Below are 11,714 nucleotides of genomic sequence, written 5' to 3'. Positions count from 1 at the left end.
TCGATACATCCCGATCGGAGTCCGGGGCACTCAGCCGCCTTCGTTTTGGCTCAGCCAACTGCAACCTGCAACTTCGGGTATTAAACATAGAAACAAAACTTGTTATATTTTGTGATACGTTTATTCCGGGCAAAACCTCCATACATTTAGCCGTTTAATCATAATTTATTAACTTGTGACGAAGTTTAACCAAATGATTAAAATATGGGAAAAGGAGACAAAAAAACGAAAAGAGGTAAAATAATCATGGGGTCTTACGGAAAATTACGCCCCAAGCGTCGAAAATTCAAGGTCCGCCCTAAGCATGTCAAAGGCGAGACCGTCAATGATGCGGACAAATAAACGTTAGCGGTAAAGTATTTGGAAAGAGGCGTACCTACAGGTGTGCCTCTTTCGTTTAATACGGTTAATATGCTTTGGCAAACAATACCCTTCTTCCCGAAGGTTTGCCACTGTATATACACTTACCTTCTTCCTCTTCAGCATCCAGCGGGATGCAGCGGATCGTTGCCTTGGTCAGTTCTTTGATGGTATCTTCCGTTTCCGCGGTACCATCCCAATGCGCAGAGAGGAACCCTCCCTTGCTTTCCAGTACCTCTTTGAATTCCTCGAAAGAATTGACCTCGGTAATATGAGTCCTCCGATGTTCAAGAGCCTTTTGGTATATCCGTTGCTGAATATCTTCCAGAAGGTTTTCTATCCTGGACACTACATCATCTTCATGTACCGTTTCTTTTTCCAGGGTATCCCGACGTGCCACTTCATAAGTACCGTTCTCCATATCGCGCTGGCCGATGGCCAGACGGACCGGAACCCCTTTCAATTCGTATTCGTTAAATTTCCATCCCGGTTTATGTGTGTCCCGGTTATCGTATTTTACCGAAATCCCCTTACTGCGTAATTCGCGTACAAGAGGTGCTACCTTTTCCGAAATGGCACTCAGTTGTTCTTCTCCTTTGTATATAGGCACGATTACAACCTGTATAGGTGCCAGTTTAGGAGGTAACACAAGACCGTTATCATCGCTATGTGTCATGATCAAAGCTCCCATAAGACGGGTAGATACCCCCCAAGAAGTGGCCCAAACATAATCCTGCTTTCCTTCTTTATTAGCAAATTTCACATCAAATGCCCTGGCAAAATTCTGCCCCAGGAAATGGGATGTCCCGGCCTGTAATGCCTTGCCATCCTGCATTAAGGCTTCAATACAATAAGTCTCTACTGCTCCGGCAAAACGCTCACTTTCCGACTTCACCCCCTTAATTACCGGCATTGCCATAAAATTTTCAGCAAAATCCGCATATACGTGCATCATTTGTTCTGCTTCTGCAACCGCTTCTTCGCGGGTAGCGTGGGCCGTATGCCCTTCCTGCCATAAAAATTCTGCCGTACGCAGGAACAGTCGCGTGCGCATTTCCCACCGCACTACATTAGCCCACTGGTTTACCAGTAAGGGCAAATCGCGATAAGACTGTATCCATTTCCGGTACGTATCCCAGATAATGGTCTCGGATGTCGGGCGGACAATAAGTTCTTCTTCCAGCTTGGCATCCGGGTCTACTATGACTCCGCTTCCGTCTTCCGCATTCTTGAGGCGATAATGGGTTACTACGGCACATTCCTTTGCAAAACCTTCTACGTGGTCGGCCTCCTTACTGAGGTAGGATTTTGGTATGAAAAGCGGAAAATAAGCATTCTGATGTCCCGTTTCCTTAAACATACGGTCCAGTTCGGCCTGCATTTTTTCCCATATGGCATAGCCATAGGGCTTTATCACCATACATCCCCTTACCCCCGAGTTTTCAGCAAGATCTGCCTTTACCACCAGTTCGTTATACCATTTGGAATAGTCTTCGCTTCGTTTTGTTAAGTTCTTACCCATTATCAGAAGTTTGGCACAAATATTGCGCTTTTGTTAAAGTAGAAAATAGTTTGGCAAAACTAACTATTTTTGTTATGTTCAACAATAAAATTTTGCAATGATGAATACTTTAAAACATATTAAAAAAATCCGTTTTCTACTGACCAGTGCAGTAGCCGGAGTTTTGCTCGTTTCCTGCGGTTCTTATCAGCAGGCTTCGTATTACGACTCCGATGGCATTTACGGAGATGCCACTGATTACAGCTATAGCGAAAGGCCGCAGAACAACAGGGCTGCACAATCTTCGCCTTCTTCGAATTACGAGGCTTACTTCGCAAGACAGTCCGAGCAATTCGAGCAGATAACCAGCAATGACTATATATTTACGGATATCGATTCCTATTCCAGTAATGAGGTAAACGATTCGACAGATATCGTAGCCGATAATTATAACTACAATTACCAGGGCGGATATCCCGGATGGGGTGATAATCCGCAATCCACTTCAGTGAATATTTATAATAATTCCTGGGGATGGGGTAACTGGTATGGAGCCGGATGGGGCGGCTGGTACGGTCCCGGATGGGGAATGGGCTGGTATGATCCCTACTGGGGCGCCGGATGGGGTGGCTGGTACGGTCCCGGATGGGGCGGTGGCTGGTATGGTGCCGGCTGGGGCTGGGGTCTCGGTTGGAGTTATTGGGGCGGATATCCCGGGTACTATTACCATCGTCCATACTACTATAACTATCCCAGAAGAACCTATGCCTACACCAATTCCAGGAGATATTATAACCGGAGCAACATCGCCAGTACAAGCAGAAGAAATTCATCTTCCTACAGAAATTCTTCTACAAACAGGAGATCGTACCGGAACAGTGCTGATGTGGGAACAAACAGAAGCAGCACCAGCAGAAGAACATATCGTAACAGTGCCAATGTGGGTACGGACAGAAACAGTACCGGCCGAAGGACATACAGGAACAGTTCTAATGTAGATGCCAACAGAAGCGGCACCAACAGAAGAACATACAGAAGCAGCAACCCTAACTATAATAGCCGTAGCCGGTCTACGCCGACAAGGGCCACACGCTCTTCCTCTACTACAAGGAGGTCCTACAGCACACCTGCGCGATCTACAAGGTCCAGCGGATCCTCTATGCGTTCTTCTTCACCGTCGAGATCCTCGGGAGGAGCCACGCGCTCTTCTTCATCCAGAGGTGGCGGCCGGGGAAGAGGCTAGGAACATAACAACGTATTCATCATTGCAAAAGCAGAAAAATAATCATGATATACCCCAATATCATGGTTATTTTTTACCTGGAACAAACATATTGTTTTTTATCAAAAAGAATTCTCATGAAAAAAATACTGGCAATACTTGTAATCTTTGGTGCTGCTACACAGGCAAAGGCACAGACCATTAACGACGTATTACGATACGGATCGGAGAATTTGCAGGGTACGGCAAGGTATCAATCCATGAGCGGCGCATTCGGTGCCCTGGGAGGAGACCTTTCCGCTTTGAATACCAATCCCGCCGGATCGGCTGTCTTTACCAACGGGAGCCTTACCATCTCCGGTACCAGTTATAACACAAAGAATAAAACCAATTATTTCGGGGGACGGACCTCTACCGATGTTTCCGACTTCGACCTCAACCAGCTGGGAGGCGTACTGGTTTTCCACAATACAAAAAACAATGCGGGATGGCGAAAATTTTCCCTGGCTTTTAATTTTGAGAAAGCAAACAACTTCGAAAACGAATTCCTGGCCGCAGGTCATGGAGATACTTCTATAGATCAATATTTTCTAACGTTTTCCCAAGGAGTTCCTCTTGGCGTTCTAGGTGTCGGATCAAACGAGGTAATAGAAGAGGCATATCTGAATATTTTTTCCGATCCAAACCTGGGTTTTGTTCCCCAACAGGCATTTTTAGGCTACCAGGCATATATAACTGATCCGGTGCAGGATATAAATAGCAATACAGAATACGTCTCCAATGTTAACTATAATACTGTCAGTCAACGTTTCCTTCAAAGTACTTCCGGGTACAATAATAAATTCACCGTTAACTTTGCAGGACAATACCTGGAAGATTTCTACCTGGGGGCATCCCTCAACTTCCACGATGTTCGATACGAAAAATACACCCAACTGGATGAGGATGGTTATGGCCCCGGAAGTAACCTGGAATACATAAATTTTGACAACCTTCTTCGTACTGACGGAAACGGTTTCTCCTTTTCTTTAGGGGGGATTGCACGTGTAGGGGAAATGGTAAGAGTGGGATTAACATACCAATCGCCTACCTGGTACAGGTTAACTGATGAACTCTCGCAACGTATCATCACAGATCAGGCATTAGAACAAAATCCGGATATCGAATTTATTAACTTCAACCTTGTAAGTGTCTTCCCCGATCACAAAATACAGATCCCGGCCAAATACACCGGTAGTATGGCTGTCGTTTTCGGGAAACAGGGACTCATAAGCCTGGATTACAGTTACCAGGATATGAGCAATGCCAAGCTGAAACCCACATCAAATCCGGATTTCGCAGCAGAAAATGATTATATGAGCGATGTTCTGCAAGCCGTATCTACCGTTCGGCTAGGCGGCGAGTACAGGATACGGCAATTCAGCCTGCGTGCGGGTTACCTCTATGAGCAAAGTCCTTATGACAACGATATGATGGGAGATCTCAATGGCTATTCCTTCGGACTGGGGTATGATTTCGGTGCAGCCAGGCTGGATGCCGCCTTTAATCAGTTTATGAGAGATTACAAGTCGCAGTTATATGAAACCGGACTTACCTCCGCGGCAGACATTGAGAACAGAAATACCAACGTAACGCTGTCGCTCACATTCAATCTTTAGGAGATTTTTTTATCCTTCCCGGTATGAATGACCCACCGGGAAGGATAAGACATTCCGTTAAAAGTAAATTAAAGTTATAGAACCATTATCATTATCTATACTTCAAAAAATAAATTGTCCTGTATAAATAACTATCTTTGCCTTTCCTTTTGCTTCGGAGGAGCATGGAGGTTTTTGAAAGACAATTTTCTTGCCGTAGTGTGAAGAATGCCTGTCACAAAAACCTTATATTTGCGACATAGTAGCAAAACACAAACAAGCATATAAAAACAGAATTATGCGTTTGTTTTCAGGAACATATAAATTCCGAAACGATGAAAATAGACAAAGCCTTGGAAGAACATTTTGAAGAGATCGGTGACAACCATGTTTCATCATCCGCAGACACGCCTTTGAGGGAAGATGCTTTTGATCTGTCTGACGATGAAAAAATAGAAAAAATACAACAGGACGTATATAACATTATGGAAACCCTGGGACTGGACCTTACGGATGACAGCCTCAGAGGGACACCGAGAAGAGTGGCCAAAATGTTTGTAAAGGAGATATTTGGCGGACTCCACCCGGAAAGAAAACCCAAAGCATCCACTTTTCAGAACAAATACAAATACGGCGAAATGCTCGTGGAAAAGAATATCACCGTTTATTCCACCTGTGAGCACCATTTATTACCCATCGTAGGGAGGGCCCACGTAGCCTATATATCCAAAGGAAATGTCATAGGCCTTTCCAAGATGAACCGGATTGTAGACTACTATGCCAAGCGGCCCCAGGTACAGGAAAGGATGACCATGCAGATCGTACAGGAATTACAAAAGGCACTCGGCACCAAAGATGTTGCCTGTGTGATAGATGCCAAACACCTGTGTGTGAATTCCAGAGGAATACGCGATATAGAAAGCAGTACGGTAACAGCAGAGTTCGGGGGTAAATTCAAAGATCCGGCCGTAAGAAGAGAATTTCTGGATTACATCAAATTAGAAACCGAATTTTAATTATAGCCCAAAATTCAAGTAACCGAGAATGCAACTGTACCAAAATCAAAAGCTGAAGATCTATAACTCACTTACAGGAAACAAAGAGATATTCGAACCCATTAACGAAAGCCATGTAGGCATGTATGTCTGCGGCCCCACGGTATACAATTACGTACACCTGGGGAACTGCAGGACTTTTATCTCCTTTGACCTGATTTTCCGCTATCTGAAACATCTCGGTTACAAAGTGCGCTACGTGCGGAACATTACCGATGCCGGCCACCTTGAAAACGATGCGGACGAAGGAGAAGACCGCATTGCCAAAAAAGCGCGTCTGGAGCAGATCGAGCCGATGGAAGTAGTACAGCGTTATACCGTGGATTTTCACAACACACTCAACCGCTTCAACAATCTCCCGCCCAGTATAGAACCTACAGCCACCGGGCATATTATCGAGCAGATAGATATTATCCGGGAAATTCTGGATAAAGGGTTTGCCTACGAAGTCAACGGATCGGTCTATTTTGATGTGATAAAATTCAACAAAAGTACCAAATACGGAAAATTAAGCGGGCGGAATATTGAGGACCTCATCCACAATACCCGTGAACTGGACGGCCAGAGCGACAAGAAAAACCCTCAGGACTTTGCCTTGTGGAAAAAAGCGGAGCCCCAGCACATCATGCGCTGGCCTTCCCCGTGGAGCGATGGTTTTCCCGGCTGGCACCTGGAATGTACCGCAATGAGCACCAAATATCTCGGGGAAAAATTTGATATTCACGGGGGCGGAATGGACTTGAAATTCCCACATCACGAATGTGAAATAGCACAGGCCGAAGCCTGTAACGGGCACTCTCCCGTAAATTACTGGATGCATGCCAATATGCTTACACTGAACGGTAAAAAAATGGCTAAATCCACCGGGAACAACATACTACCCAACCAGATTTTTACCGGGGACAACGACATATTGAGCAAGCCTTTTTCACCGGCAGTTGTGCGGTTCTTTATATTGCAGGCCCATTACCGTAGTGTACTGGACTTCAGCAACGATGCACTCATCGCTTCGGAAAAAGGGTTTAACAGGCTCATGGAAGCCATTCACCTCCTGGAAGAACTCCCCGTTTCTCCGGAAACGTCCGGCATTGATATGGCCCAATGGCAACAGAAGTGCTACGATGCCATGAATGACGACTTTAACAGCCCGGTACTCATTGCCAACCTGTTCGACATGGTCAGATTCGTCAACCAGGCAAAAGAAGGAAAAGCCGGAATATCGGAAGAGGACCTGGCATCCCTTAAAAACACGGTCCACGCTTTTGTTTTTGATGTCCTTGGCTTGGTCGACATAACGGTTTCCGAAGAAAACGGGGCCGATAAGCTTTCCGGAGTGGTAGAACTGCTCATCAATCTCCGCGCCGAAGCCAGGGCCAATAAAGACTTCGCCACATCCGACAAAATAAGAGATGAACTCGCGGCTATGGGAATACAGTTAAAAGACGGGAAAGAAGGGACTACTTTCTCCGTCTCCTGATAACCCGAAGCCCGGAAATCCGTATACGCATGAAATTTTTACTGAAAATACTCGCCTACCCGTTTATATTTTTAGTAAAAATATACCAGTACCTTATTTCGCCTTTAACTCCCGCCACCTGCAGGTATACGCCTACCTGCTCACATTATACGGTAGAAGCCCTTCAAAAGCACGGACTGATAAAAGGCGGAAGGCTTGCCATAAAGAGGATATTCAGTTGTCACCCCTGGGGAGGTTCCGGTTATGATCCGGTTCCAGAAAAAGAGGAGAACTGAGATATCTTAAAATCCCGGTGTTTACATCCCGCATTTCGCCCGGAAAGTTCCGGTAACTCATTTTTTCCGCATCATTCATTTTACATATTGAACAGAAAAGAGAAACGACAATAAAAATTCTCGTCTCTCTTTTACCGCTGGGCTGAGTTCCCTGAATCTTTTTAACCTCTTACCTTGTACTCACCCGGTTTGGTCCGTACCACCTGTTGAATACGGTTCCAGGTATTTATCTGGGCTATGACCAGTGTAAGAAGGGATATTTCCTGTTTGTTGAAAAAGCGTTGCATATTTTCAAATAGGGCATCATCAATATGCTCGTGCGGCAAATCCGTAAGAGCTTCCGCAAATTCCAGTGCCGCACGTTCTTGTTCCGAGTAATACGGGCATTCCCTCCAGGCTGCAACAGAATACAACCGTAAAGGTTCTTCTCCCATATGCAGCGCTTCTTTATAATGCATATCCAGGCAGTAAGCACAGTGGTTGAGTTGAGATACACGGTATTTCAATAGTTCCACCAATCGCAGATCCAGTCCGCTCCGGTGTATGTAATTCTCGACCTCCACCAATACCTGGTACATTCCTTTGGGCAATTCCCCATAGCTGATTCTTTCCATGACATTTGTTTTTTTAAGTTATATATACCATAGACAAACGAACGGAAAGAAACGTGACATCAAATATTATTTTTCCGGAGATTTTTTAGTTTCTCGGGGTTACGGACAAAATAAACATTCGCTATTTTTCCTTCTTTCATATCCAGAAACATACAATTAACTACCTTGTTTTCATAAGAATAAAACAGGGCCGGCCGGTTATTAACCTCGGAAATGGCAATAGTGACCTCCGGTACATTTTCGTAAAATTTCCTGAATATTCCGAAGAGAAATTTCGAAGCACTCTTTGTACCCGATACTACATTCAAAGCAGCGGAAACTTTACCTCCGCCATCCGAAGTTATACTGATATCCTTATGCAGCAGTACTTCCAGATCGGCCATTTCCCCGTTTTGTATGGCAAAAAGCAATTGCTCCAGTTGCTCCGGGTTTTGCGTATCCTTTTCCGTAAAAACTTCTTCCCCCCGGAGTTTGTCTTTTCCCCTCCGGTAAAGCTGCCTTGAATTATCTATGGAAATATCCAGCGTTTCGGCGATTTCTTTGTGCGAGTAATTATAAGCTTCCTTCAGGATAAATACCCCCCTCTCCTTAGGGGTGAGCCGCTCCATCAAAACCATCAGGGAATACGACAGTATCTCCCGGCGTTCCAGAAATATATCCGCCCGGTCTGTGGCTATCGGCTCCGGCAACCAGTTTCCCGGATAATCCTTACGAAATTTATGTTGCCGCTTTTTCACATTAATAGCGTGATTGATCACCGACCGGACGAGGTACGCCCGGGGATTTTCCATGTCCTCAACCGGTTTTTCCAGTTGCTTCAGCCACACATCCTGAACTACATCTTTCGCATCTTCATACGAACCGAGGATGTTATAAGCATATGTTTCCAATAAAGGTCTGTAAGTTTCTATTACCATCTTAGTCTTAGCACTAATTAAAGCTCAATATATCCGGACAATCAAGTAAAACCATACGTGACATTATTTTTGTTAAGATAATACATTTAATTTAGTTTTTCGTTTGTATTCATTTCGCCCGGGTTTCCCTATATTTACACCTACAAAATAAAAAACCATGCATCTTTTAAGTATAAACTGGAATCCGAGCGAAGGTATTGATCTCGGTTTTTTTATGCTGCGATTTTACAGCCTGATGTTTGTAGTCGCCTTTGTCCTCGGATGGTTCCTGATGAAAAAAATATACCTGCGGGAAGGTCTTACCGTAAAAGAACTGGACTCTTTGTTCATCTATACCGTCCTTGCTACGTTGATCGGCGCCAGACTGGGGCATTTCCTCTTTTATGAACCCGAAATGTTCATCAAAGACCCGCTTCATATATTTCTCCCCGTAGAGTTCAGCCCGAAATTCCGTATTGTAGGCTTTCGGGGACTGGCAAGTCACGGTGCCGCTATCGGTATTATTATTGCCATGTATTATTACAGTAAAAAAGTTATCCACAAACCTGTTTTATGGATACTGGACCGTGTGGTTATTCCGGTTGCCTGCGGTGGTGTTTTTGTACGTCTCGGGAATTTTATGAACTCCGAAATTATCGGCAAGCCTACCAATAGTGATTACGGGGTGGTTTTCCAGAAACTCGGGGAGACATTTCCCCGTCATCCTTCCCAGTTATATGAAGCTGCCGGGTACATCATCGTATTTCTGGTACTCTGGTATACTTACTGGAAAACAGATAAGAGAAAGCACCTCGGTTATATCTTCGGATTGTTCCTTGTTCTTCTCTGGACCGTACGGTTTATCGTAGAGTTCTTTAAAGAAAACCAGGTTGCCTTCGAAGACCAGCTTTCACTGAATATGGGGCAATGGCTGAGCATTCCGTTCATTCTCATAGGATTCTACCTCATATATAGGAGCAGGAATTCCGAAAAAACAGCTAATCCATAAACCCCAATACAAGAAGTTATGTACAAATTACCTGTATATCTGTTGCTTCTCACAGGCCTTGCCCTGTTTTCCTGTAAAGATAAAAAGCAGCACAATGCAGTAAAAAAACAGGAAGTAAGTTTTACCAAGGATGGTGAGCTGCAATTATACAAGGCAGACAGCACGTTCATAAAAAAACTGGAAATAGAGATAGCAGATGACGAATATAAAATACAGACAGGGCTTATGTATCGTACTGCCATGAAGGAAAACAGGGGAATGCTGTTTATTTTTGAAGATGAAGAGCCCCGCTATTTCTATATGAAAAACACCAATATTCCCCTGGATATCATTTATTTTGATTCCGACAAAAAAATAGTGAGTATTCGGGCTAATGCGGAACCCTTAAACGAAAAATCCCTGCCTTCCGGAGAACCCGCCCGGTATGTACTGGAAATTAATGCCGGACTTGCCGAAAAATGGGGGTTACAGACCGGGGATTATATGAATTTCGCCCGGTAGCCTACAAAAGTGCAAACAACTTGTCTATATCTCCCATATTGTTATAAATGTGTGGGGCAACCCGCATGTTATCACCCCGGAAACTGACATGGATTTTATGTTTGTCCAATTCGCTTTTGAGAGACCGGGATTTATCGCCGGGAATTTTTATCCCTGTCATATGTCCCACACGATCTGATTTCTTAACAGTCTCATATTCCGATGCCAGCGCTCTCTTTTCTATTTCATCTGTCAGTAGCGAAATGGTCTCCTGGATATTTTCAACACCCCACTCCAATATCCGGGCAAGTGCCGAAACAGCCATGGGAAGCTGAATAGTACTTGAAAACTCTCCGAAATCAAATCTTCTTGCTCCCGGCCGGTAAGCATCCTTATAATCCACCAGGCCAGAAAAATTCTCACTTTCCTTCTTATTGAGCCAGGAAAATTCGATAGGCTGGCCGTTTTCCGTATATTTTTTATCGGCATAAAGATAACCCAGCCCATAAGGCCCGAGAAGCCATTTGTAACCTACGGTGACCAGAAAATCCGGCTGTATTTTGGCGATGTCCAGCGGATAAGCTCCTACTGACTGGCTTCCGTCCACCACCAGTTTGGCCCCTGCCGACCGGGTTCTTGCTCCTATTTGCTCCAGGTCCAGTACTGCCCCGTCCGTCCAGTGGCAATTGGGGACGGCAACAAGACATGTACGGTCATCTATTTTTTCGAGTACCGCCCGGGTCCACGTTTGCTCCGGCCGCTTCTTCACTGTAATGATCTTTGCTCCCGATCGTTTCGCAAGTTCCCTCCAGGCGTAGATATTGGATGGATACTGCTGTTCCAGCACCACTATATTCTGGCCGCGTTCCGGTAATATGTTATTTGCGGCTATAGCAATACCATAACTGGCCGAAGGCACCAGTGCCACCTGTTCTTTATCTCCGTTAATAACACGGGCAAACAGCGTTCTGAGTTCTTCCGCAGGCGCAAACCAGTCTTCCGGTTTTAACTCCCACGGAGTTTTTCGCAACTGTAATCCGTCTATCCCTGCCTGCTCAACACTATACAACAACGGCGACATGTAGGAACAGTTCAGGTAGGTCACTTCATCGGGAATATGAAAAAAATCTTTTTTATTTTCTAATATCATAGGTTAAGAATTTCCCGGTTGCTCATACATCCGGTATT

Annotated in this window: 12 protein-coding genes; 8 read left to right on the top strand and 4 right to left on the bottom strand. The window is 44.8% G+C overall.

Features of this window, described 5'->3' with window-relative positions:
- The first annotated feature begins 204 nt into the window (after positions 1-204).
- Positions 205-342, top strand: a complete 138-nt coding sequence (locus ED312_RS12325; protein ID WP_123216322.1) for a 30S ribosomal protein THX — start codon at positions 205-207, stop codon at positions 340-342.
- Between the two features lie 64 nt (positions 343-406).
- On the opposite strand, the gene proS is transcribed toward ED312_RS12325, so the two are convergent.
- Entirely contained in the window at positions 407-1,882 is a 1,476-nt protein-coding gene (gene proS / locus ED312_RS12320) for a proline--tRNA ligase (RefSeq protein WP_123216321.1), read from the bottom strand.
- A 97-nt stretch (positions 1,883-1,979) separates the two neighbouring features.
- Between proS and ED312_RS12315 the strand changes: the two genes are divergently transcribed.
- From ED312_RS12315 to yidD, 5 genes are all read left to right on the top strand, one after another.
- Entirely contained in the window at positions 1,980-3,104 is a 1,125-nt protein-coding gene (locus tag ED312_RS12315; protein ID WP_148044282.1) for a hypothetical protein, read from the top strand.
- A 116-nt stretch (positions 3,105-3,220) separates the two neighbouring features.
- A complete protein-coding gene (locus ED312_RS12310) occupies positions 3,221-4,741 on the top strand; it encodes an OmpP1/FadL family transporter (RefSeq protein ID WP_123216350.1) in 1,521 nt (506 codons plus the stop codon).
- 314 nt (positions 4,742-5,055) lie between these two features.
- Positions 5,056-5,736 carry a GTP cyclohydrolase I FolE gene (gene folE / locus ED312_RS12305; RefSeq protein WP_123216319.1) on the top strand — a complete coding sequence of 227 codons (681 nt, stop codon included), beginning with the start codon at positions 5,056-5,058 and terminating at the stop codon, positions 5,734-5,736.
- 28 nt (positions 5,737-5,764) lie between these two features.
- Positions 5,765-7,252, top strand: coding sequence for a cysteine--tRNA ligase (gene cysS / locus ED312_RS12300; protein ID WP_123216318.1), 1,488 nt, complete (start codon positions 5,765-5,767; stop codon positions 7,250-7,252).
- Between the two features lie 29 nt (positions 7,253-7,281).
- Positions 7,282-7,527: a membrane protein insertion efficiency factor YidD gene (gene yidD, locus ED312_RS12295; RefSeq protein ID WP_123216317.1), complete on the top strand. Its 246-nt coding sequence runs from the start codon at positions 7,282-7,284 to the stop codon at positions 7,525-7,527.
- Positions 7,528-7,688: 161 nt separating this feature from the next.
- On the opposite strand, the gene ED312_RS12290 is transcribed toward yidD, so the two are convergent.
- Together ED312_RS12290 and ED312_RS12285 are read right to left on the bottom strand one after the other, a co-directional pair.
- On the bottom strand, positions 7,689-8,141 hold the full coding sequence (locus ED312_RS12290; RefSeq protein ID WP_123216316.1) for a carboxymuconolactone decarboxylase family protein: 453 nt from the start codon (positions 8,139-8,141) through the stop codon (positions 7,689-7,691).
- 59 nt (positions 8,142-8,200) lie between these two features.
- Complete coding sequence (locus tag ED312_RS12285) at positions 8,201-9,058, bottom strand: sigma-70 family RNA polymerase sigma factor (protein ID WP_206363253.1); 858 nt, start codon at positions 9,056-9,058, stop codon at positions 8,201-8,203.
- 157 nt (positions 9,059-9,215) lie between these two features.
- Here ED312_RS12285 and lgt point away from each other — a divergent pair, with 157 nt between their 5' ends.
- Positions 9,216-10,046 (top strand): prolipoprotein diacylglyceryl transferase, encoded by an 831-nt coding sequence (lgt, locus tag ED312_RS12280; RefSeq protein ID WP_123216315.1) that lies wholly within the window; start codon positions 9,216-9,218, stop codon positions 10,044-10,046.
- 18 nt (positions 10,047-10,064) lie between these two features.
- Positions 10,065-10,547, top strand: a complete 483-nt coding sequence (locus tag ED312_RS12275; RefSeq protein ID WP_123216314.1) for a DUF192 domain-containing protein — start codon at positions 10,065-10,067, stop codon at positions 10,545-10,547.
- Between the two features lies 1 nt (position 10,548).
- Here the strand turns inward: ED312_RS12275 and ED312_RS12270 are convergent, their stop codons facing one another.
- Positions 10,549-11,676, bottom strand: coding sequence for an aminotransferase class V-fold PLP-dependent enzyme (locus ED312_RS12270; RefSeq protein ID WP_123216313.1), 1,128 nt, complete (start codon positions 11,674-11,676; stop codon positions 10,549-10,551).
- Positions 11,677-11,714 lie beyond the last annotated feature (38 nt).

The sequence above is a fragment of the Sinomicrobium pectinilyticum genome (assembly GCF_003725735.1).
Lineage (GTDB): Bacteria > Bacteroidota > Bacteroidia > Flavobacteriales > Flavobacteriaceae > Sinomicrobium > Sinomicrobium pectinilyticum.
This window is presented reverse-complemented; position numbering and strand designations above follow the sequence as displayed.